Raw genomic sequence first — 23451 nt, 5'->3', positions numbered from 1 at the left:
GTTGTCCTTGGCGGCAATCAATCGTTGTTTTTGTATAATCTCAAACGTTAGAACGTTATGAGTCCTGATAGCGTCATCAACCAAATTATCAGGCTAAGCGTAAAGAACGAAGCGATTGTCGCCACCAGCAGGGCGGCCGCGCTCACCCCGTCTAAGCCATAGCGTTGGCCGAGCAGAGGGTAAATGCTGATCAACGGTGCGGCAGCAAACAGCAGCGCACCGGCCATATAAAGGGGATCGATACCGGGGACAAAATAAAAGGCGATGAAAATAGCCAACGGGTGAATGAGGAGTTTGCCGACCACTATTTGACCAACGTCCCTGGCCATGCCTTTTACCTGCAGGCCAAACAGCGTCCCGCCAATCACGAACAGTGCCGCTGGCCCTGCTGCATCGGCCAGCATATCAATGGCTTTAAACAGCGGGCCAGGTATTTGTATATGGGATATCGCCAGGCTAATGCCGACCAGTAAGCCAATCAGCACGGGATTTTTGATTAGGCTAAGCGCTGTGTGTTTGACCGTCTTCCATACGCTGGAACCTTGATGGCTGCCCAGCTCAGCTAAAATCAGTGCGGCGGGAATAATAAGCAGGTTTTCAATCACCATATTCAGCGCCAAGAGCACCGCCGCAGGGGAGCCAATGACCATGGCTGCCACTGGGTAGCCGACAAAGCCGCTGTTGGCCGCAGCCATACCGAGTGCCTGCATGGCACTGGCGTTAAGGGGCTGGCGCTGTCGTTTTAAGCACAGCAGTAACCCCCCACTGAACACGACGATAGAGCCCAGGCCGTAAGCTACCAGGTAGTTGAGCTTGAGAATTTCTTCCAGAGGCTGCTGGGTTAACGCACGAATCACTAGCGCGGGCAGCGCACAGTAGAGCACGAATACCCCCACCCCCTGCACCTGCTCGCGCTGGATAATGCCGCTCCATCTTGCGAGATAACCCGCGCCAATCAGCAGAAATATAGGCGTGGTAATGGCAAGAATGGCAAGCATATCGGCCTCTTTAGCGCCCAAAGGAAATAGTAGTGTTCGAATAACGAATAATTGTACGTTATTTGTTCAGCGCTTCACTACCCGCGCTGCATCGCTCGAGCTTCTTGGCCAGAACCTCTTGACCAGAACTTCATGACCAGCTTTATGGCCCGAACTTTATGGTTCGGAGTGAGCAGACGGCGCGACGAGCTGTTCTATGTAGTGGGTACGCAGCGGTATCACATGCGGGTCGATCTGCTCAGGGGCGATACGATCCGCGCTGAAAAAGCGAAACGCATCCACGCCCTGAAACACAAACAGATCAACCCCCGAAAGCGTTTTGGCGCCCGCCCGTTGAGCGGCGTTTAACAGCTCGGTGTGAGCGGGGATATAGACCGCATCAAAGACCCAGTGCTGATCGCTAAGCCCGGTAGTATCAATTGGGCAACCGGGGTGATTGATGTGGCCGATGGGTGAGCAGTTGACCACGCCCTGCCACTTGGGAAGCTCTCTTTGCGCCTGTTCCGGGGTGACGCACGCCGCGCTAATACCCATGGCGTTAAGATCCCGGCTAAGGTTTTCTGCCCGCGTGGCGTCACGTTCAAGAATATGCAGGCAACTGACATTGAGTTCACCCAGTGCACATGCCACTGCGCGGCCCACGCCACCGGCGCCAATCAATAGCACCTCCCCCGCAGGCTGGCTACCGAAGGAGTGGCGGTAGGCGCTGATAAAACCGGTGTAATCGGTGTTTTCCGCACGCAGGCCGTCAGCGTCAAACAGCAGCGTATTGGCGGTGCCTACCCGTCGCACGCCTTCGCCACGAATATCAGCCAGCTGGGCGGCTTTTTCTTTGAAAGGGAACGTAACGTTGGTTCCCCGGTAGCCCTCGCTACGCAGCTTTTGTATGGCGTTGGGAAAGTCAAAATCTGACACGCCCAGGCTGTCGACTAAATCGTAGCGTACCGGCTCGCCCAACGAAGCGCCCAGGCGTTCGTGTAAATCCGGTGATTGCGACTTGGCAATGCCTTCTCCTACCAGACCGAGTTTAATCATGCTTGGCTTCCTCCTGTGGGGTGCTTTGACGTTTTTTGATCCATGCCATCAATTTCTGCCTCCAGGCGCTGCTGCGCGGTGACGCGCACAAAGGCATTCGGCGCGCCTAGCCCTTGGTAGCCATCACGCTGCACCAGCTCAAAGAAGAACGCCTGGCGGCCGGGCTGGGTATACAGCTGATAGAAGTCCCCATGGCTGTCTTGGTCAAAGAGGATGTGGTGCGCCTGCATCCACGCTTGGGTTTGTGCAGGTAGGTCAACGCGTGCGGCCAGGTCGCGGTAGTAGTTGCCGGGAATCGGCAGTACCGGCGTGCCCGCCTGCTGCAGCGCTGCGCTGGTGTCGCGCATGGCGTTGGTGCGCAGGGCGACATGGTGAACTCCCGAGCCGCCGTATTGGCGCACAAAGCGGTTGCTGGCGGTATCCGGCGAGGCGCTGGCGTTAAGCGCCAGGCGGAAGCGACCGTTGTAGTTTTGTAGCACCTGGCTCTGGATCAGCCCGCGGGGGTCGGTGACATCGAAGGAAGGCGTTGGCTCCAACTGAAAAATAGCGCGGTACTGCAGCATCAGCGAGAGGTAGTCGTGGTAGGAGAGCGCCACGCTGATATGGTCGATATCCACCAGCGCGCTCTGGGGAACGGGCTGAACATCCACAGTGAACTCACGATCCCAGGTACGGCTAAGTTGCGAGTCGTCAATGATATAGGAGAGGCTGCCGTCCACATTGCGCAGTGCGCTCATGCGGTGGCTGGCGCCCACCTCTTCGGGCTCGACAATGTCGTAGCCCAGCTTATCTGCGCGCTTGAACGCTTCATAGGCGTTGCCCACACGCAGGCCAATGGCGGTGATGGCCGTGGCATCGCGGCCCGGTACTCGGCCAGTGAAGTGCGCCTCGGTGTTGAGCACCAGGTTAACGTCGCCCGCCGCCCAACGTTCGGCGTTAAGCGTATGGTGGCGCCCCACGCAGGCCATGCCGAGTGCGCTTAGCAACTCGCGCAGCGGTGCTAAATCGTCGGGCTCAACGGCAATCTCCAGAAAGGCGACCGACTCGATCGGCTGGGGCGAGGGAATGCCGCTGTCGCCCTGCATGCTGCACAGCAAGTGGTAGGAACGCAGCCCGTCGCGAGCAGTCTGGTCGCTGTGGCCCATGCGGAACACATCGTTAAAGATCTCGTGGGAGAGCGGGCCGTCGTAACGGGTCTCGTCCAACATGGCCATGAATTTATCCATCTGCAGCTCGCCCTGGCCAGGGAAACAGCGGTAATGGCGGCTCCACGACAGGTGATCCATAGAGAGGCGCGGCGCATCGGCGGTCTGTACCAGAAAGATGCGATCCCCCGGAATGCGGCCAATGGTGCCTAGCTCCGTCTGGCGGGAGAAGATATGGAAGGTATCCAGCACCAGGCCGACATTGGGATGGGCAGCGCGGCGCACCACTTCCCAGCTGTCCCGATAGTCGTGAATATGGCGGCCCCAGGCCAGCGCCTCATAGGCCACGCGCAGATTGCGTCGTGCGGCACGCTCACCTAGCTCATAGAAGTCATCGGCGGCGCGGCTTAAACCCGGCAGTGAGTCGGGGTGAACGGTGCTGCAGGCCATGAGCAAGTCCGTGCCGAGCTCCTCCATGAGGTCAAACTTGTGCTCGGCGCGGTCGAACGCCCGTTCCCGGGCGCGCCCCTGCAGGCCTTCGAAATCGCGAAACGGCTGGAGCGTGACCAGCTTAAGTCCGCGGGCGCGAATCAGCTCGCCCGCTTCCCGCGGCGTGCCGGTGAACGCGGTTAAGTCGTTTTCAAACAGCTCAAGCCCTTCAAAACCCGCTTGGGCGATGGCGTTTACCTTCTCTTCCAGCGAGCCGCTTAGGCAAACCGTGGCAATGGATGAGTACATGGCATCACGCTCCTTACTTTGAGTAATATCAGTAACCCGCCAGGCGCGGCAGGAAGGTGACCAGCGCCGGTACGAAGGTAATCAGCAGCAGGATCAAAAACTGCACGCCCAGCATCGGTAAAATGCGGCGGATAATCGGCCCCATTCCCACCCCGGAGACGGAGTCGGCGACAAACAGGCAGAGCCCCATGGGCGGTGTGATTAGCCCCATCATCAGGTTGAAAATCACCACGATACCGAAGTGCAGCGGGTCGATACCCAGCGCCATGGCAATGGGGTGAAGAATCGGCACCAGCACCAAAATGGCCGCGATGCCTTCCAGGAACAGCCCCACCACCAGCAGTAGCAGAATCACGGCGATCAGGAAGGTCCACTGGGTATCGATACTCATCAGTGCCCACTCGGTGAGCATGTTGGGCACGCGCTCGAACGTCAGCACCCAGTTGGCGGCGGAGACAGCGCCCATGATGACCATAATCACTGCGCTATCGCGCATGGCGCGGGCGAAGATGCCGGGCAGGTTCACCAGTTTGATATTGCGGTAGAGCACCACGCCCAGAATCAGCGCGTAGACCACGGCAAAAGCCGCCGCCTCGGTGGGCGTGACGATACCGGCGAGAATCGCGCCGACCACAAACACCGGCATCAGCGCGGGCAGCAGGCCGTGGAGGAGCGCATGGCGGCGCGACTGCTGCCTTGACTGGGTAGCGCCCAGGTCTCCGGCGAAAAAGTAGACGTAGATGGAAAGCCCCAGCGCCAGCAAAAAACCCGGCACGATACCGGCCAAAAATAGCCCCGGTACCGATACGCCAGACACGGTGAGCGCGTAGATAATCACCGGAATACTTGGCGGAATAATCGGCCCAATCACCGATGAGGCCGCGGTGAGCGCAGCGGCAAAGTCGCGTGGGTAGCCCTCTTTTTCCATTGACGGTATAAACACCCGTCCAAGCGCAGAGGTGTCGGCAATCGCCGAACCAGAGAGGCCGGCAAAAATCACCGACGCCCAGATATTCACGTGCGCCAGCCCGGCTTTCAGGCGGCCGACAATGGCGGTGGCCAAGTTAATAATTCGGTGAGTAATACCCGCTTCGTTCATCAGCTCGCCCGCCAAAATAAACAGCGGTATGGCCAGCAACGGGAAGGATTCCATGCCGCCAAAAAACTGCTGCGAGACTATACGGATGTGGTAGGGCAAATCGCCAGTGCTCATCAGCACTGTCAGCGAACCGAGAATGGCAAAGGCAAACGGCACCCCAAGCAGAATAAGGGCGATAAGCAGTATAAAAATCATGCTGATGTCTCCTCACCCTGCTGGGTGCTCAGGCGCAGGCCCGCCATCACCAGTGCAGAGAGGCTGAGCAACCCGCCGCCAATCAGCATGGAGGCTTGAAACAGCCACATCGGCATTCCCGTGCTTGATGAGGTGCGCCCACCACGCGCGGCGATAAACTCAACCGCCGACAGTATTAAGCCGATGCCGATCACCAGTACCATCAAATCGACAGCAACGGCCTGCCAGCGCACCCAGCGCGGCGGCAGCAGGCGTCGAATAAGGTCAAAGCCGATGTGCTTGTCCTGCAGGTACGCCCAAGACATGCCGAACATCAGGCCGTAAATCATTAAATAGATGGCGGTGTCTTCTCCCCAGGTAATGGAGCCGCCGTAGGTGTAGCGGGCAAAGGCATTGCCCGCGACCAGCAGGAAAATCAGCACCATGGCAAGCCCTGCCAAGCTGCCATTGAACAGGATCAGGCCGCGGTGTAGCCGGGCGAGAAGATGAGACATAAGAGCACCTTCAATCGATAGTCAGGCACGCAGGGTCGCGAGTGAGCCACCCAAGGCCCACTCGCAAAGCGCTTTGATCAGGCGGGGTTTAGAAGCGTGCGGATGCTTCTTCCACGGCGGAAGAGAGACGCTCGATCCACTCCGCGTCATCGCCAAGTTCTTCGGTCAGGTACGCCTGAACCGGCGGCTGGGCCGCTTCGCGGAAGGCTTCCATCTGTTCAGCGGTAGGCTGGGTGATCTCCATGCCCTCGGCTGCCAGTTTGGTGATCCCCTCGGCTGAGTTGAACTGCTGGATGGCACGGCCAGTGGTGCCAGCGACCACAGCGGCACGTTTCACCGCGGCTTGCTCCTCCTCGCTTAGCGACTGAAAGATCTCGTCGTTAATCAGCAGGTGATCGACGCCGTAAACGTGGCGATCCAGGGTCAAATAATCCTGAAACTCATAGAAATTATTGCCGTAGATCACCGAGATAGGGTTCTCTTGGCCATCGACAACGCCAGTAGCAAGCGCCGTGGGCACTTCACCCCAGGCGATACCCTGGGGTTCGCCACCCAAAGCGCTGACCATTTCCAGGTAGAGCGGAATGGTCTGTACGCGGAACTTCAGCCCTTGCATATCCTCCGGCGAGTGAATCGGGCGCACAGAGTTGGTGAAGTGGCGAAAGCCGGTTTCGCCGTAGGCCAGTGTGCGTAGGCCGGTTTCCTGCAAGCAGTGTTCAGCCAATGCAGTGCCGAATTCGCCGTCCATTACTTGCCAAGCAACGGGAGCTGACGGGAAGGTGTAAGGGATATCCGTCACGGCGACCGCCGGGCAGAAGTTGGCATAGGCACCGGAGACCATCGCAATGCTGATGGTGCCATCCTGGGCGCCTTCAATCAGCTCGGTTTCACCGCCTAGCGCGCCAGCAGGGTAGAGCTCCACGGTAAGATCCGTTTCGGCTTCCACCAGGTTTTTGAACACTTGACCGGCCGCACCTTTTTTCGAGGTGGTCCAGTCATCAGGATCAACGTGGGCAAAGCGCAGCGTTTGGGCGGAGGCACTAGCAGCGGCAACCAGCGTAACCGTAGCAAGGGCCGCCGTTAGGGCGCGTTTCTTTATAGACACAGATTTTGTAAACACAGGGGTCAAAGACATTGTTGTTGTCCTCTTGTTGGGTCGTTGTTATAAGGTTTGGAAAAGCCTAAATCAGTGGCGTGTTTAGCCGTTCCATCCTGTCATAATCAACAATGTACGAAATGGTACGTTCAGTCAAGCTGTGGCATACTAGACCAAAGACGACCACGACAATAAAAGGCATGCTCTATGACACTCTCTTCGACTAAGGCCAGCCCCCCTGCCGCGCCGCGACGGCGTAAAAATGACCCCGAATCCGTGCGCGCTGATATTCTTGCGGTGGCCACCCGCGAATTCTCCGAAAAAGGCCTCTCTGGGGCCCGGATCGATGAGATCGCCGAGAAAACCCGCGCCTCCAAGCGTATGATTTACTACTACTTTAATGATAAAGAGACGCTCTACCTACACACCCTGGAAGCCGCCTACCAGAAAGTGCGCCTTCAGGAGGCCGAGCTGGATCTTGACCATCTGGCCCCGCTTGAAGCGCTTAGCCGACTAGTGCGGTTTACCTTCTGCCATCACGCCAAAAACCCTGACTTTATTCGCTTGGTAATGATCGAAAATATTCATCATGGCCGCTTTTTGGCGCAGTCAGAGTTAATTCAATCGCTCAATGCGGGGGTGATTGATGCGCTAACCAATGTCTATGCCCGTGGTCTAGAGGCCGGCTGTTTTCGTGAAGGCTTAGATCCACGGGAGTTGCACTGGCTGATTAGCGCGCTGTCATTTTTCAATGTCTCAAACCAGCACACCTTTTCGCGGATTTTTGATTGGCAGCAAGCCGCACCTGAGAACCAGCGCAAACTGGAAGATCATGTTACCGAGATGGTACTGCGCTACGTGGGCACCGACGCCACGCTCTCGCAGTCGTAAGTACCGACCTATTTAGCGTATGGTTCGAATGGCGAACAACTGTACACTTCTGTTCTTAATCGTACCTTTGTGAACTGTTGAGCTGGTTCTGAACAACGTTAATAGGAGGCGTAACGCCCATGCCCGCCGCATTTTTAAAACACCCCTTTATGAGCCAGCGCGCCATCGCCGAGTGTGACGATGACGCCATGGTGCGTGCCATGCTGGCCTTTGAGTTGGCCTTGGCTGAAGTTCAGGAAGCCAGCGGCGCGGTGCCTGATGGCGTTAGCCAGCAAATGCGCGAACAGTTGGAGAATGCGGAATTCAATAGCGAAGAGATCGCGGCGGGTATTGCCAGCGGTGGCAATGTGGCGATTCCGTTTGTAAAGCAGAGCCGCGCGGTGCTCGCCGATTACATCAAGCGTTACTGGCACCAGGGGGCAACCAGCCAGGACGTGGTCGACTCCGCGCTGATGCTGCTGCTGAAACCACGCTTAGCGGCGTTAGATAAATTGCTGATGCGCTGCCGAACGGCGGCGTTAGCGCTTATGGATGCCCATATCGACACGCCGATGGTGGGGCGTACGCTGATGCAGCAGGCGCTGCCGATCACCTTTGGGGTTAAGGTGGCCCACTGGGCAATCGGCTTGGAGCAGAGCCGCCGCCACTTGGTTGAGGTGGAACTGCCCGTTCAGTTTGGTGGCGCGGTGGGCGTGCACTCGGGCTGGGACACGCAGGGGCTTGAGTGGATGGACGCTTTGGCCGAGCGACTCGGCTTGGCGGTGCCGGTGCTGCCCTGGCATACCGACCGCTACCCGATCCATGCCCTTGGCACGGCATTAGATGCGGTAGCCGGGGCCACTGAAAAAATCGCCCTGGATGTGTCGCTGCTAACACAAACCGAAGTCGGCGAAGTGGCGGAACCTTCGGCGCCGGGGATGGGCGAGTCCTCCTCCATGCCGCATAAGCGTAACCCGGTACGCAGCGCGCTGATTCGTGGCGCGGCGCGGCAAGTGCATGGTCATACCAGTGTGTTGATCAACGCTGCTGCCCAGCCCCTTGAACGCGGGTTGGGTGAATGGCACGCGGAGTGGGCGCCGTTAATGGAGAGCGCTCTGCTGGTAGAGGGGGCGCTAGAGCAAGTGGCCGTGCTTTTGGAAGGGCTAGAGGTCTACCCCGACAACATGTGGCGAAATCTGGCAGCTACCGGCGGCGGCATTATGGCCGAGCCCGTCGCACGTTTGCTGGCGCCTACGCTAGGCGTGGAGAAAGCCAAAGCGGTTAGCGCGGAAGCGGCAGAAGTTGCGCGTCGTGAATCACGCTCTTACTCAGCCGTGCTTGCCGACCACCCTGATGTGAAAGGGGGCGTAGATGATGAAGCGTTGCGCAATGCCTGCGACCCTGCTTTATACCTTGGTAGCAGCGCAGCCCAAGTCATACGCGCCAAAAAATGGTTAGAAGCGCAATAAGAACATTTAAAAACAAAGCGTTACGTTTAGCTCTGGAGTGAAAGTCGGGTACGGCAGGGTCATTAGACGGTCGCCGTTGGGTTTGACCCCATTAGCGTTCAGCAGTAGATTGTTCGTATAGAGGATCTATGTTCGCCAAACGAACAACTTGCAGCAGCTCACTAACAAATACGCCAACGACCCGCTAAGAGGCACCCATCATGGCCGAGTTTCTCAGCTTGCATGACGCGGTAGCGCGCTACGTCCAAGACGGCGCTACCGTGGCCATGGAAGGCTTTACCCACCTGATTCCATTTGCCGCCGGGCACGAAGTGATCCGCCAGAAAAAGCGTGACCTGACGCTGATCCGCATGACCCCGGATATCATCTACGATCAAATGATTGGCGCGGGCTGCGCAAAAAAAGTCATCTTTTCTTGGGGCGGTAATCCTGGCGTAGGCTCGTTGCATCGCTTGCGCGACGCGGTGGAGAAAGGCTGGCCGTGCAAAATCGAGATTCTTGAGCATAGCCACGCGGCCATGGCCTGCGCTTTTGAAGCGGGCGCTGCCGGTCTGCCGCTGGCAGTTTTTCGCGGCTACATCGGTAGCGAACTGCCCAGCGTTAACGATCAAATTAAATTCATCGAGTGCCCGTTTACCGGTGAACGCTTGGCCGCCGTGCCATCGGTGCGCCCGGATGTCTCGATCATTCACGCCCAGCGTGCGGATCGCCAAGGCAACGTGCTGGTAGAAGGCATCGTTGGCGTACAGAAGGAAGCCGTACTCGCCGCCAAGCACAGTATTGTCACGGTGGAAGAGATTGTTGATGACCTGGGGGCTACCCCCAACGCCTGCGTGATTCCCAGCTGGGCCATCAGCGCCGTTGCGGTAGCGGAGAAAGGCGCGCTGCCTTCCTACACCCACGGCTACTACGGCCGCAGCAATCGCTTTTATAAAGAGTGGGATGCGATTGCTCGCGACCGCGATATCTTCACCCAGTGGCTCGATGACAACGTCTTTAATGCAGGAGGCCAAGCCTGATGAGTCTGGAATATACCTCTTCTGAAATGATGTCGGTCACCGCTGCGCGGGCGCTGGAAAATGGCATGACCTGCTTTGTAGGCATCGGGCTGCCCTCGGAAGCCGCCAACTTGGCACGGTTGACTCACGCCCCGGATGTGGTGCTGATTTATGAGTCCGGCACGCTGCAAACCAAGCCCGATACGCTGCCGCTCTCCATCGGTGATGGCGAACTGTGTGAATCAGCGCTGACCACCGTGGCAGTGCCAGAAATGTTCCGCTACTGGCTGCAAGGCGGCAAAGTGAGCGTGGGCTTTTTAGGCACCGCGCAAATCGACCGCTTTGCTAACCTTAACACCACGCTTATCGGCGATTACAAAGCGCCAAAGGTACGCCTGCCTGGCGGCGGCGGTGCGCCGGAAATTGCTACCAACGCCGGCGAAGTATTTATCACCTTAAAGCACTCCAAGCGGGCGTTTGTAAAAGACGTTGATTTCGTCACCACGCTGGGCTTTGGCCGTGACGGAAAAGGCCGCGATAACGTGCCTAATATCGGCAAAGGCCCCACCCGGGTAATCACCGACCTGTGCGTGATGAAGCCAGACCCGGAGACCAAAGAGCTGGTGGTGGTATCGCTGCACCCTGGCGTTAGTCGCGAGGACGTGATTGAAGCCACCGGTTGGGATATCCGCTTCGCCGAACAGCTTGAGAGTACCCCCGAGCCCAGCGAAAACGAGCTGACGATTTTACGTGAGCTAAAGGCACGTACCGAGCGGGCCCACGCGGGCGAATAAGGAGTTTGCTATGAGTGACGTTTATTTATGCCATCCCCGCCGCAGCGCTGTTGGCCGTTTTGGCGGTACGCTTGCCAGCGTGCGCCCGGATGATTTCGCGGCGACTATCTTCAAAGCCGTGCTAGCGGAAGCGCCGAATCTTGACCCTGCCGCCATCGAAGAAGTGTTTATGGGCTGCGCCAACCAGGCCGGTGAAGATAACCGCAACGTGGCGCGCATGTCGTCGCTGCTGGCGGGCATTCCTACCTCGGTACCCGGCACGACCATGAACCGCCTGTGTGGCTCGGGTATGGACGCCGTCGGCACGGCGTTTCGCGCCATTAAAGCCGGTGAGATGGAGCTGGCGCTGGCGGGTGGCGTGGAGTCCATGTCCCGGGCGCCCTACGTGATGGGCAAGGCCGATAGCGCCTTCGCTCGTACTCAAAAAATCGAAGACACTACCATCGGTTGGCGCTTGGTCAACCCGCTGATGAAGAAAGCTTATGGCATTGACTCCATGCCGGAAACGGCAGAGAACGTCGCCGAGCAGTTCAACATCTCCCGTGAAGATCAGGACGCCTTTGCGCTACGCTCCCAGCAGAAAGCCGCTGCCGCCCAAAAGGTCGGGCGTTTTGCCCAAGAAATTACCGCCATTGAGATTCCCCGTCGCAAGCAGGAACCGCTGATCTTTGATCAGGATGAACACCTGCGGGAGACCACTCTCGATAAGCTCGCTGGACTGCCCACGCCTTTTCGAGACGGTGGAAGCGTTACTGCAGGCAACGCCTCCGGCGTTAACGACGGTGCCGCCGCGATGCTGGTGGCCAGCGAAGCGGCGGTTAAGCAGCATGGCCTAACGCCGATGGCGAAAATCATCGGCATGGCCACCGCAGGCGTAGAGCCGCGCATTATGGGCTATGGCCCGGTACCGGCCGTACAAAAACTGCTCAAGCGCACCGGTATCTCGATGGACGATATCGATGTGTTTGAGTTTAACGAGGCGTTCGCCGCCCAGGCGCTGGCCTGCATGCGCGATCTTGGCCTTAAAGACGACGACCCCCGGGTGAATCCCAACGGCGGCGCGATTGCTCTCGGCCATCCGTTAGGCATGTCCGGTGCGCGCCTGTTAATGACCGCTGCCCATGAGTTGCAAAACAGCGGCAAACGTTATGCGCTGTGCACCATGTGTGTGGGCGTTGGCCAAGGTATCGCCACGCTGATTGAACGGGTTTAACGGAGGTAATCATGGCATTTCATACCATCAACGGTCGCAGCGTGGCGTATCGGCTGCTCGGTGCACAAGTAAACCCGCTGGTCGTGCTGGCGCACCCTTTGGGCATGAGCCAAGCGGTATGGGATGACGTGATTCCTGCGCTGCTGCCCCGCTACCGGGTGCTGGCCTGGGATCTGCCCGGCCACGGTGCTAGCCAAGCAGTCAACGGCGAGCAAATCACCCCCGCCGACTTAGCGGTAGAGGCACTCGCACTGGTGGAACTGGCGGGCGCGACGCGCTTTCACTTTGCTGGCACCTCCATTGGCGGCGTTGTTGGCCAACAGCTGATAGCCGAGCATAGCGAGCGCCTGCTCTCCGCCACGCTAACCAACACCGGTGCGGTCATCGGCAGTCCGGATCTGTGGAATACCCGCGCAGGTCGCGTGCGTCAGGAGGGCCAGGCGGCGATGTCTGAAGAGATCGTGCCGCGCTGGTTTGCACCACAGGCCTTTGAGGCAAGCCCGGCGCTGAAAGCGGGTTGGTGCACCCAGATGGGCCGTGGTGACGATGAGTCCTACGCCCAGCTGTGTGAAATGCTTGGTCGCGATACCTTTACTGGCAAGCTCGCAGGTAAGAACACGAAAGTGCAGCTGTTTGGCGGCAGCGAAGATATGGCCACACCGCCTGCTACGCTGGAAGCCCTGGCAGCGGAACTCGATGGCGCACCGCTAGAGGTATTTAACGGCGTTGGCCATGTGCCCTCTGTTGAAGCCCCAGCGCTATTCGCCGAGAAATTGCTCGCGGTTTTGGCGACTGATTTAGGTGACGTGGCCAACCAAGGCGTGGCCTACGCCACCGGCTTGGAGACCCGCAAACAGGTATTGGGCGAAGAGCACGTGGCGCGCTCCACCGCCAACGCCAACAGCCTGGATGCGCCCTTCCAGCAGATGATTACCCGCTTAGCCTGGGGCGAGCTGTGGAGCAACGACGATCTTACTCGTCGCGAACGCAGCCTGATCACCACCGGGATTCTCGCCGCGCTTGGTCGCGAAGAGCTAACGCTGCACTTAAAAACCGCCAAGCGAATTGGGCTAACTCAGGCCGAACTGCGCCAAGTGCTGATGCATGTGGCGATTTACGGCGGAGTTCCGGCAGCCAATCACGCCTTCGCCCTCGCTAAAGAGCTGGGCTGGGGCGAGTAGCGAGTCAAAATAATTAATGAGAGGTAAGGGTGATGACCCACGATAACAAACGCTTTGTGGCCCGTGACCGTAACTGGCACCCGCCTGCCTACGCGCCTGGTTATAAGACCTCGGTGGCCCGCTCCCCCCAGCAGGCGCTGGTGAGTATGCAGCAACCGACCGTGTCTGAACTGACCGGCCCGGATTTTAGCCACCTGCGTATGGGCCCCCACGATAATGATCTGCTGCTGAATTTTCGTCAGGATGCGAGCCAGGGCGGGCTGCCCCAGGGTGAGCGAATTATCATGTTTGGCCGAGTGGTCGATCAGTTCGGCAAGCCGATACCGCATACCCTAGTGGAGATGTGGCAGGCCAACGCGGGCGGCCGCTACCGGCATAAAAACGATAAGTACCTGGCGCCGCTGGATCCCAACTTCGGCGGTGTGGGGCGCTGTTTGACCGATGAGCAGGGCATGTACCGTTTTCGCACTATCAAGCCCGGCCCTTATCCGTGGCCCAACGATATGAACAGCTGGCGGCCTGCGCATATTCACGTCTCAGTCACCGGCCCTTCGATCTCTACCCGGCTGATTACCCAGATGTACTTTGAAGGCGACCCGCTGATCCCCCTCTGCCCCATCGTGCACACGCTGAAAGACCCGCTCGCCGTTGAGACGATGATCGGGCGGCTGGATATGGCCCATAGCAAACCGATGGACTGCCTGGCTTACCGCTTTGATGTGGTGGTGCGCGGTGAGCTGCAGACCTTCTTTGAAAATCAATAGCCGAAAACCAATAAGGGCGGGGATACCTCATGAATCAGCCTAACAGCCAACCGACCAGCGAATTGATGCTGCGTGAAACCGCCTCGCAAACCGCTGGCCCCTACGTACATATTGGCCTTGCCCTTGCGGCAGCGGGCAATCCGGTGCGGGACGAAGAGATCTGGAACCAGATGGCCAAGCCCGACGCCGAGGGCGAGCATATCGAAGTGGTGGGTACCGTTATCGATGGCAACGGCGATCTGGTGCGCGATGCTTTTGTTGAAGCGTGGCAGGCCGACGCTAACGGCGATTATCAGGCCGATTACGACCTGAAAAAGCCATTTAATAGCTTTGGCCGCACCGCTACCACCTTCGATCACGGCAGCGAGTGGTCATTAACCACCATCAAACCCGGCGCGGTGAAGCACCCCAGCGGCCAACTAATGGCGCCGCATATTAACCTCACGCTGTTTGCCCGGGGTGTGAACATCCACCTGCAAACGCGGCTCTATTTTGACGACGAGGCTGAAGCGAACGCCCAGTGCCCGGTACTATCCCGCATCGAATCACCGGCGCGCCGCCAAACGCTAATCGCCAAGCGCGAAGAAGTGGACGGCAAGGTGCGTTACCGCTTGGATATCCGCCTGCAGGGCAAGGGAGAGACGGTGTTTTTTGATTTTTAAGTCGTTATTTTCGCCACTGCAAAAAAGCGCTGTGATGCTGTCATGGCGCTTTTTTTATATGCCCGACGCGATGATCTACCAGCTAGGTAAGTTCTACTTTTGTGGGGTTGACTGTAGTTGTGCTTGCTAGGATTTTTTAGCAGCAGCCTGATGATTCAGAGGTGTTTACAGGAGAGCGTTTGTAAGCCATTTCGGAAAATTTTGTAAGATATATCTTACAAATATGGAAATGGTAATAAGCTTGTTTTTTCAATAGGCTGTTTTTATTAGCTTATTGCTGGTTTTTATCTTCTAAAACCGCTGGGCAGTCTTTAGGTCATCTACGTTTCATATTTGCAAACGGTTGCACCTTCACAGTATCTCGCTACGCTAAGCGCCTCTTATTAGCAATGGACGATCCAAGGAGGGAGGCGATGGCAAACGGCACCGGTCTGTCTTTTACGCTCACACTGCCCGGCGTAGACGATGTCGCCGTGGTGGATTTTACTCACCGTGAGGTCTTGTCCAATCCCTTTGAGCTTACGCTCAACTTTGCTAGCCGCAATGGCCAACTCAATGCCGCTGAACTATTGGATCGTGACGCCACGCTCACCGTTTGGCACAGCGGAGAAGCGCTGCGCCACATCCATGGCATTGTTAGCGAATTTTCCCAAGGCGATCGCGGTCATCGCCGCACTTTCTACTCACTTGTGCTACGCCCCGCCCTTTGGCGGCTGTCGCTGCGGCACAACTCGCGTATTTTCCAGAAAGTCACGCCCATCACGATTATCACCACCCTCTGCCAAGAGCGCGGCATTGGCGATGTCACCTTTGACGTGACCCGTGAACTGGCCGAGCGTGAGTACTGTGTGCAGTACCGCGAGAGCGACCTTGCCTTTATCGAGCGCCTTGCCGCTGAAGAAGGGCTGTTCTACTACCATACCTTCGAGGCAGGCGCCCACCGGCTGATCTTTAGCGACGATCCTAAAATGCTCAGCACTCTCGGTGAACGCACCTACCACAGCCGTGCCGGGGGAACGTCCCCCACCCGCCATGTGCGTAAATTGCGCCAGACAGCGCGGGTGGCCAGTTCCTCTGCCACACTGAAGGACTACACCTTCAAGAACCCTGGCTATGCACAGTTGCATGAGCACCAGGGCCGCGACGTTGAGCAGCACGGCCAACGTGCCGACTATGAACACTACGACTACCCAGGACGTTATAAGCGGGACGCTTCCGGCAAGCCGTTTACCCGCACGCGGCTTGAATACCTGCGCCGAGAGGCAATCACCGCTCACGCCGAGAGTGACCTACCCGAGCTCGCCCCAGGGGCGCGCTTTACCCTCACCGATCACGACGCCGACGCCCTTAACCGCGACTGGCAGCTTATCGAGGTCACCCACTACGGCGAACAACCTCAAGCGCTGGAAGAAGATAGTATTTCCAGTAGCGATACGGGCGGGATGACCCGCTACCACAACACCTTGGTGCTGGGGCCTGGCGACACAGCCTGGCGGGCAACACCCAACCCCAAGCCACGCGTGGATGGCCCGCAGGTGGCGTTTGTGGTGGGGCCGCCAGGGGAAGAAATTCACTGTGACGAGTATGGCCGGGTCAAGGTGCAGTTTCCTTGGGATCGCTACGCGGAGCCTAATGAAAAGGCCAGCTGCTGGGTACGGGTGTCGCAAGGCTGGGCGGGGGCGGGTTACGGCAGTATCGCCATACCGCGGATCGGGCATGAGGTCACGATTTCTTTCCTTGAAGGCGATCCGGACCAGCCGTTGATCACTGGGCGCACTTACCATGCCGCTAATACAGCGCCGTATCAACTCCCCGAGCACAAAACCCGCACCACCATCAAAACCCAGACCCACCAAGGCGAAGGCTTTAACGAGCTGTGCTTTGAAGACAAGGCCGGGGAAGAGTTCATCTATATGCACGCCCAGAAAAATCTGGAGCTGCATGTCCTCAACTCCCGCCAGAAGCGGGTCGAGTTCGACGACACCGCCACCATCGGCAATAACTCCCACCTGGCGGTCGCCAAGGATCGCGTTGAAACCATCGACGGCAATCGTGATATCACCGTGCACACTCACCACACCGAACAGGTGGACGGTGATAGGGGGCTAACGGTAGGCGGCAGCTACCAGACCCACGCCAATGGCGATATCACCTTTAAAGCCGATGGCGAGCTTATCCTTGATGCCAGCAAAATCACCTTGGTTGCCGGTGGTGCCGCGCTAGTGGTCGGCGGCGGCAGTGTGGATGTTACCCCGGTACTCAATGTTGGCTCGGCATCGCCCAGCGCGGCGGCACTGCCCAGCATCCCCGCTGTGTTGGAAGCCGCCGCCGGGGAGGGCAGCCCGTTTGTATCCCACTGCCCGCTCGAAGAGGAGTAACCCATGGCAACGCCCGACTACTGGTTGGCCCGCTGCCATGTGATGGCCTATTCCCCCAGTGCCCGGCGCTGGGAGGAAGAGGCCGACGAAGCCGTCACCGTTGCGGCGGTGCTGGCCGAAGACGAAGCTCAGGTAAGAGCGCTGTTGCAGCAGCAGTGTCACGATGACGGCCTAGGACTAATCCGCCTTGATGCCATTGAAACCCTGCTTCAGCGCTGCCGCCGCGAAGGTATCGCCCACGGGTTGGTGGAGCTAGCCCACACCACCTCGTCGCAACACCCGGTGGCGTATGGCGAGATGCTGCCCCTCTTACCAGAGAAAGTGCCGGAGCCCCCACCGGCGGCGATCCTGCCACCGGTGAACTACCAAGAGACCACTTGGCAAGCGCTGTTTGCCCCTCATCAGCCACCGCTATGGGCGGTCATCGATGGGGTTAACTGCCGAGACGCCATGGCCCGCCTTAGACAGGCCGAGGCACAAAGCGCCTGCCTGTATGCCTCAACGGATAGCGCCACCCAGGCCAATGCCCCCTGGCTGGTACGCCTGGAAGCCGACAGCGACGTACGCCAATGGCTGGAAAACCTGCCCCAGGATCAGCACTGGGGGATTCTGCTGCAATCCAACGCCACCCTCAAGCAACTGCGCAGCCACCTGCGCAAGTTCACCATGCTATGGACGCCCGCCAACGACCAGGCCCCGGTGTACTTCCGCTTTTACGACCCCCGGGTAGCGCTGGATATGAGCCAAGCCCTGGAGCCCTGGAAGCTGGCGGCTTTTATGGCGCCACTCGAAACGGTGATAGTGCCTGCCTCGCCTTTAATGGTGTTCCCCCCTGAGCTGACATTAATCCCCGAGATTGAGCTTGACGCCAATGCCAGTGAGGTGAACGGGCGCCTAGTGCGCATCGCCCTTAGTGACGATGCCCGCGCCGCCAACGGCCAGGGGCGGCAGTTTGTGATAGGGCAGGCGGAGTACCAGCACTTTGGTGCGCTTGCACAGTCACGGGCGAGCCAAGCTCTCGCGCGGTCACTCAAAGAACGCTACTCCCAGGTATCCGAAGGTGAGCGGATGCGTGCGGTTATCGACGCCACACAGCTAGGGAAGCGGTATGGGCTTGCCTCTAAAAAGCAGATCCAAACCCTGGTCATCTGTGTGCTGGAGGTGGGCACTGATTTTGCCCAGCGCCACCCCGATGCTCAGCGGATACTCGGCAACGCAAAGCTAGCTGGCTGGCGGAAGTGCCAGTTACTGGAAGAGTGGCTACCCCGAGGGTGTATACGGCATGCGCTATTGGCCCCCTATCAACAAGCGGGTGAGCATGAAGACAACTATCGGCCCATCGCTGACGAGGAACGCCCATGAGCTATCAACCCAGTATTGAAGACATTGCGTATTTAGCGCAAAACCAACCGGAGCGCTTCTCCAGCCCCGCGACCACGCTAAGATCGATCCAGAACGCTATGCAGGCAGACGACGTTCAGCGTGAAACACTGGAGGCGATGACGGCCCAAAACCACTACAACAACTTCTTGGCAAATGGTGGGGAAGCACTCACAGAAAGCCCAATTCCCCCTATGCCTTTACCCGTGCTTGAAGGGAGACCCCAAGCTCAAGATCCTGAATTCGGTGCACCCTGTACCGTATGTGCATCACAAACCCCCTGTATCGAGAAAGTTGAGGTGGTATGTCACACCCACGCCAAGAGGAATCAGCGTGTGATTCTGCAAGGTGAAAACGAGTTAGTTGATACCGAGTGCAAAATTTATTTTGTCGCTGATAAGTTCGTAACGGGGGAAGGAACCCTTGAAGACTTTTTTGAGGGCACACAGCTTAAAGATGAAGGGAATGTAGCGATAACGCTGGCCGATGACTGCTCGCACGGGCAGCACACGCTATATTGGATCGACGAACTTAACGGCACTGAGCTTCCCCCAGGAGCGACCACGACCCTCGACTTTACGGCGATGACCCGGCCAGTGTCGCCTATTACAATACCCAGTGTGCTCATTGGCCTTGTGCCGACGGATGCTGAGCTTGCGCTTAAAGTGGCCGTCATGCTGCTGAATATGATGATGAACCGCGCGGCCATGGTAAATGAGCAGACCTTCCGTATCACCTATGATGGCACTAATGACTTTACCTTTACGGCGGTGACGCTGCCGCAACTGAAGTTCGATGGCTTGATAACGGTGGCACCACCCAGTGTTGACACGCGCTCGGTAGAAAAAAAAGAAGGGCAAGAGGTGGCCGCTCAACAGAACATGGGGCCGCGCGTAAGGAAAATCACAGAACGCCAAGGCTGGGGCTTTCACGCTGACTTAACCTTTGTCTGTGGCAGTCACAACGACACAATAACAGTGGGTACTAGCCCAAGTGACACCGTAACCTACGACACTGGCCCCTCGATGCGACGGGCAGAGAACCAGCGCCAACAGCAAAACACAGTTGAGCGCTTTATCGGTACTCTTACCAATGCGTCGCAACGTATCGCCAGCAGTCTCAGTGGCACAGAGAGTAATGGCAGTCAGTTGTTCAGTTTCTACACCCGTGGGCCTGAATTGATGTTAGGCGCCACTACTGAGCAGGCCGAGGAGGAGGGAGCCCCTGGGGCAACCTGGAAAATCACTCCCGGACTTTCAATCGCCTACGAGTGCGGTATCAACATTGATATCTATCAAGCTCTCAAAAAAGCAATAGAGGTTGTGGGAGGTTCTTGGCGGGGCTGGGTTACTCCTACGGGGATAGCCGCTCGTTCCCTACTTGCTTTCCTAAACGATGCCGAAAAAGGCAGAGAGACTTGGGCTCTCAGCTATCAGTTTGCGCCCTATTTGTATATGGAGGTTGGCTTAGGAGTTGGCCCTCAGCCCACGGAGGAAACGCTCGGCAATCATATGCTCCGCGCTGACTTTAACTACAAGAAAGGCCGGCTTGAAAATCCAGATGGGCAAATTAGTATCACCCTGAAAGCCGTCATTGCCGGAGGAATGATGGGCTACTACGACCACTTATGGACCGAGAGAACCGTCTTCAATTACGGGGCCGAGGTGTCGACCAGCGGCAGTATCACGATTGCCATCGAAAACGACCAATGGGGCTACCAGCTTTCCCACACCGGTGCGGTGGTACGTGTGCAGGGCTATAAAAAAGGGGATGTAACTGAGCGCGATAGCCAATCTTCTGATGGTGGTCGAAGCCGACAAACCCAGCACAGCAGTGCCAAGACGGTCGAGACCGAGGATGGCACCCGCTGGGTAGCGGATGGTACCACTCGCGCCTACCGCCTGGCAGACAGTTGGACGGGAGCTTTTCATGCATTCAACAACGGAGATTAACATCGTCAAATGAAACCACTTATCGCACTTATTCTATCGGCATTACTCAGTATGGAGACTCAGGCAATGGCACAGGAAACCGAGTATCAGTTTGGCGTTCGCTGGAGCGTTAATGGGTTAGCATCTTCGATTGACGTACAAGACATCATGCTTAATTTTTCTGGTACACCGAGCAATCTCGATACACGGTTGCCTATCTCCCAATACATAAAGAATGGCAAGAATACCGTCAAGTTATATACATGGCCGCTTGAGTATGAGGCTGATCATGAGCTGCGCGTATCACTGCTGTATTGGGAGCCCGGTCAAAATCCTAACACTGAAGCCAGCACCGCCTTTGAAGTCGTTATGATGCCTGGCGTGGAAGACGCCAAGCCCGAGATAGTGTCAACAGACTCTGATGCTCCTTTGCAGCCACTACAAAATGACATTCGCTTTAGTCGTGATGAAGACAACGATACGCTAGAAGTTAACTTCAACAACCGCCAACCGATGCCTACTTGGTGCTGGGAAGAAGGCGATGTACTAAACGACAATGATGCCACCCGGGATAGCCTGACTCGTGAATACCGCCGACTGCATGCGTTGTTTGCCGCAGGCGATAACGATGCCCTGTTAGCGGCCGCATCGACAAGGACACAAGAGCTTGCTCTGGCCTCAAGCACCCCAGAAGACTACGTGCGGGATAGGTTTAGCTACAATCTGTACTTCGATAACCCGGATCTCTACCAGTTAGACGACTTCCCAGAAGAGCCCATGACGTTAAACTTGGGTGCAGATAATCGCGTGGCATGGCTGACCACAAAAGGAGTAAGTGAGCCCATCCGTTTTAATAATGTTTTACAAGAGGGGCGTTTAAGTTATGTCAGCCTCTACTTCATCCGCCGTGATGGCCAGTGGGAAATCTGCCGATGAAACCCGTTGCCCGCAAAGGCGACCTACACCGCTGCCCGATTCCCGGCCACGGCACAACGGAAATAGTCTCCGGTTCGCCCTCTCAGGTAGAGGGTCAGCCCGTGGCGCGGGTGGGTGATAAAACCGGCTGCGGCGCTACTATTATTGAAGGTTCCAGCCACTCCAACCACGATGGTAAGCCCACCGCCTATTTGGGCTGCAAAACCGATCATGGTGGCGAGATTATTACTGCGTCGAGCAGTGCCAAGGTGCAGTCCTAGTTTTATTGGGAATACGAGGAGAGAAGTTTTGAAAGGAGTCATTGGCCGATTAGTGGCAGGCACTTTATTTGGAAAACAGGGCGCTGTTCGTCTTGCCATTTTAATATCAATATTCAAAGCAGGGGCAGTTAATGGTTAGCCTTTTAAATGTTAAGAAAGGATACGGCCTTTTCTTTATATTTGGTACCTGTGGTTTTTTCATCGGTCTATTCTTATTTTTTGGTTTGGTGATGATTCCTTTTTATGATTACGGGCGCAGTATGTTCTGGGATAAAGTGCCCACTGTTATTTTAGAAAAGGATATGGTGAAAGTGTCAGGGGGAAGACGGTATTCATCTCCGAGTTATATGCCTGAAGTCAGCTATACGTATACATATGAAGGAAGTCGGTATGTTAGTAATAATGTCAGTAACTATGACAATGTTTTAGCTAAAGATCCCAACTGGCTTGATCGCGAACTTGAGCATTCTAGGCAAGGTGTGAATACATTCGTTGCTTGGGTTAATCCTTCAAACCCAAGCGAGTCCTATCTTGTGAGGAGTATTTGGAAGGGCACTACGTTTTTAGGCACATTGATGGGCGTAGTGTTCGCTTTTGTGGGTCTAGTGTTAGTGCGCATGTCTTTATTGAAGGCTAATTAAATATAGCTTTTTGTTTGTTAATAATATTGCCAGTGGAGCGGTTGTCAATAAATGCCTAATTAATATGGTCATGGCGATTTTTAAAAGGTATAATTAGCTTTTGTCGGTTAGTATCGTGAGAATTGTTGTTGCAGGAAAAGTCGCGTTACTGCTGCTTTTCTTTTACTTGATTCGAAGGAGTGAATTTTGAATATATCACGCTGTCTTGCTTTCTCGTCTGTCCTGTTACTTGCTGCATGTGGTGATAGTGTTCCTGAAGCAACTGATGAACAGCTGGTTTCATTGCTGGGCGAGCATGACGAGGCCTATGGGCAGCCGTTGCCTCCCCGCATTTTGAGCAATACAGAAGATTGCGTGCGCCTGCTTGCAGGGCTGGAAGATGAAATCGTCCAAGATATCCCGGATGAGTATCTTGGAAGGATCAAAGCTGACTGTCGCACGGATCTACGTGACAGGCTTCAAGACAGCGAGCTAAACCCAATGGGCATAGAGCTTTCACACTTTGAAAACAGGGAACTGGGAGAGAGAGTCAGCGAACTTGCACAACCATCCCGCGATGCAGCTCAGCAGGCTAGAAATGAGGCAAGAGAAGCTAAGCAGAAAGCTGATGCCGAAGTGAGAGAAGCAGAGCAACAGGCTAAAATTGATGAGGCACAAGAGAAAATAGCGACTCTTCAATCCTCGCTGGATGATCGCCTGGAGGAGTTTGCACAATTATGCGCTGAGTTTATGGAATCGCGTCAGTCGGCATTCGACCAGGATATTACGGTGCCTAGCCATTTGAGGTGGACTACTCCCAGTGTTTGTAAGAATAACTTTACACAACGAGTAAGTTCGCAGATTGAAAATGTGAGCGAGCGTCTTGCAACTTTAGAGCCTGGTAGCGGGATGTTTGGGCCATCAATTCCATATTTTGGTATGGCTGACGCAGAGTACCTGGATGCTCAGAAAGAAGATCTTGAAAGTAAAGTTCAGGAAGTTAATCAGTTATTGAGTGAGTGATTATCATCAAGTAAAGACCGTGATTTTGTTTGAGAAAACGGATCACAGCAGCGTGATTCTTAGCGCCTCGAGTAGAACCAAGGTGCAGCCGTAGCGCTTATTCGAAACGATGGATATACCAGGAGAGATGTCTTGAAAGGGGCCGTTGGGCAGTTAGTAATAGGCGCATCAT

General features: G+C 56.5%; 21 protein-coding genes. 15 read left to right on the top strand and 6 right to left on the bottom strand.

Annotated features, from left to right (window positions below):
• Nucleotides 1-47: 47 nt before the first annotated feature.
• The 6 genes from A6R74_RS07945 to A6R74_RS07920 form a co-directional block, all read right to left on the bottom strand.
• Nucleotides 48-998 carry an AEC family transporter gene (locus A6R74_RS07945; protein WP_064233994.1) on the bottom strand — a complete coding sequence of 317 codons (951 nt, stop codon included), beginning with the start codon at nucleotides 996-998 and terminating at the stop codon, nucleotides 48-50.
• 156 nt (nucleotides 999-1154) lie between these two features.
• Nucleotides 1155-2033, bottom strand: coding sequence for a shikimate dehydrogenase family protein (locus A6R74_RS07940; protein ID WP_082906624.1), 879 nt, complete (start codon nucleotides 2031-2033; stop codon nucleotides 1155-1157).
• Complete coding sequence (locus A6R74_RS07935; protein ID WP_064233993.1) at nucleotides 2030-3916, bottom strand: bifunctional sugar phosphate isomerase/epimerase/4-hydroxyphenylpyruvate dioxygenase family protein; 1887 nt, start codon at nucleotides 3914-3916, stop codon at nucleotides 2030-2032. Before A6R74_RS07935 ends, A6R74_RS07940 begins: the two co-directional genes overlap by 4 nt.
• A gap of 28 nt (nucleotides 3917-3944) precedes the next feature.
• The gene (locus tag A6R74_RS07930; protein WP_064233992.1) at nucleotides 3945-5210 is read right to left on the bottom strand and encodes a TRAP transporter large permease; all 1266 of its coding nucleotides are present in this window, start codon (nucleotides 5208-5210) and stop codon (nucleotides 3945-3947) included.
• The gene (locus A6R74_RS07925) at nucleotides 5207-5704 is read right to left on the bottom strand and encodes a TRAP transporter small permease (protein ID WP_064233991.1); all 498 of its coding nucleotides are present in this window, start codon (nucleotides 5702-5704) and stop codon (nucleotides 5207-5209) included. The genes A6R74_RS07930 and A6R74_RS07925 overlap by 4 nt, the downstream gene beginning before the upstream one ends.
• 88 nt (nucleotides 5705-5792) lie before the next feature.
• Complete coding sequence (locus tag A6R74_RS07920; RefSeq protein WP_064233990.1) at nucleotides 5793-6839, bottom strand: DctP family TRAP transporter solute-binding subunit; 1047 nt, start codon at nucleotides 6837-6839, stop codon at nucleotides 5793-5795.
• A gap of 168 nt (nucleotides 6840-7007) precedes the next feature.
• Here A6R74_RS07920 and A6R74_RS07915 point away from each other — a divergent pair, with 168 nt between their 5' ends.
• The 15 genes from A6R74_RS07915 to A6R74_RS07845 all read left to right on the top strand — a co-directional run bounded on the left by A6R74_RS07915 (nucleotide 7008) and on the right by A6R74_RS07845 (nucleotide 23279).
• Nucleotides 7008-7691 carry a TetR/AcrR family transcriptional regulator gene (locus tag A6R74_RS07915; protein WP_064233989.1) on the top strand — a complete coding sequence of 228 codons (684 nt, stop codon included), beginning with the start codon at nucleotides 7008-7010 and terminating at the stop codon, nucleotides 7689-7691.
• Between the two features lie 119 nt (nucleotides 7692-7810).
• Complete coding sequence (locus tag A6R74_RS07910) at nucleotides 7811-9139, top strand: class-II fumarase/aspartase family protein (protein ID WP_064233988.1); 1329 nt, start codon at nucleotides 7811-7813, stop codon at nucleotides 9137-9139.
• Between the two features lie 200 nt (nucleotides 9140-9339).
• Nucleotides 9340-10158 (top strand): CoA transferase subunit A, encoded by an 819-nt coding sequence (locus A6R74_RS07905; protein WP_064233987.1) that lies wholly within the window; start codon nucleotides 9340-9342, stop codon nucleotides 10156-10158.
• A complete protein-coding gene (locus tag A6R74_RS07900; RefSeq protein WP_064233986.1) occupies nucleotides 10158-10931 on the top strand; it encodes a CoA-transferase subunit beta in 774 nt (257 codons plus the stop codon). The genes A6R74_RS07905 and A6R74_RS07900 overlap by 1 nt, the downstream gene beginning before the upstream one ends.
• Nucleotides 10932-10941: 10 nt before the next feature.
• Nucleotides 10942-12144 (top strand): 3-oxoadipyl-CoA thiolase, encoded by a 1203-nt coding sequence (gene pcaF / locus A6R74_RS07895; protein WP_064233985.1) that lies wholly within the window; start codon nucleotides 10942-10944, stop codon nucleotides 12142-12144.
• A gap of 11 nt (nucleotides 12145-12155) precedes the next feature.
• On the top strand, nucleotides 12156-13325 hold the full coding sequence (locus A6R74_RS07890) for an alpha/beta fold hydrolase (RefSeq protein WP_064233984.1): 1170 nt from the start codon (nucleotides 12156-12158) through the stop codon (nucleotides 13323-13325).
• A 32-nt stretch (nucleotides 13326-13357) separates the two neighbouring features.
• On the top strand, nucleotides 13358-14089 hold the full coding sequence (gene pcaH / locus A6R74_RS07885) for a protocatechuate 3,4-dioxygenase subunit beta (RefSeq protein WP_064233983.1): 732 nt from the start codon (nucleotides 13358-13360) through the stop codon (nucleotides 14087-14089).
• A 29-nt stretch (nucleotides 14090-14118) separates the two neighbouring features.
• Nucleotides 14119-14751 carry a protocatechuate 3,4-dioxygenase subunit alpha gene (gene pcaG, locus A6R74_RS07880; RefSeq protein ID WP_205634164.1) on the top strand — a complete coding sequence of 211 codons (633 nt, stop codon included), beginning with the start codon at nucleotides 14119-14121 and terminating at the stop codon, nucleotides 14749-14751.
• Between the two features lie 413 nt (nucleotides 14752-15164).
• Nucleotides 15165-17129, top strand: coding sequence for a type VI secretion system Vgr family protein (gene tssI / locus A6R74_RS07875; RefSeq protein ID WP_064233982.1), 1965 nt, complete (start codon nucleotides 15165-15167; stop codon nucleotides 17127-17129).
• A gap of 3 nt (nucleotides 17130-17132) precedes the next feature.
• Nucleotides 17133-18491, top strand: coding sequence for a DUF4123 domain-containing protein (locus A6R74_RS07870; RefSeq protein ID WP_064233981.1), 1359 nt, complete (start codon nucleotides 17133-17135; stop codon nucleotides 18489-18491).
• Nucleotides 18488-20461 (top strand): hypothetical protein, encoded by a 1974-nt coding sequence (locus tag A6R74_RS07865; protein WP_064233980.1) that lies wholly within the window; start codon nucleotides 18488-18490, stop codon nucleotides 20459-20461. Before A6R74_RS07870 ends, A6R74_RS07865 begins: the two co-directional genes overlap by 4 nt.
• A 66-nt stretch (nucleotides 20462-20527) precedes the next feature.
• On the top strand, nucleotides 20528-21376 hold the full coding sequence (locus tag A6R74_RS07860) for a hypothetical protein (protein WP_064233979.1): 849 nt from the start codon (nucleotides 20528-20530) through the stop codon (nucleotides 21374-21376).
• A complete protein-coding gene (locus A6R74_RS07855; protein ID WP_064233978.1) occupies nucleotides 21373-21636 on the top strand; it encodes a PAAR domain-containing protein in 264 nt (87 codons plus the stop codon). Before A6R74_RS07860 ends, A6R74_RS07855 begins: the two co-directional genes overlap by 4 nt.
• Before the next feature lie 131 nt (nucleotides 21637-21767).
• On the top strand, nucleotides 21768-22277 hold the full coding sequence (locus tag A6R74_RS07850) for a DUF3592 domain-containing protein (RefSeq protein ID WP_064233977.1): 510 nt from the start codon (nucleotides 21768-21770) through the stop codon (nucleotides 22275-22277).
• Between the two features lie 186 nt (nucleotides 22278-22463).
• A complete protein-coding gene (locus A6R74_RS07845) occupies nucleotides 22464-23279 on the top strand; it encodes a hypothetical protein (protein WP_064233976.1) in 816 nt (271 codons plus the stop codon).
• The last annotated feature ends 172 nt before the right edge of the window (nucleotides 23280-23451 follow it).

It is taken from the genome of Halomonas sp. ALS9, assembly GCF_001651035.1.
Lineage (GTDB): Bacteria > Pseudomonadota > Gammaproteobacteria > Pseudomonadales > Halomonadaceae > Vreelandella.
This window is presented reverse-complemented; position numbering and strand designations above follow the sequence as displayed.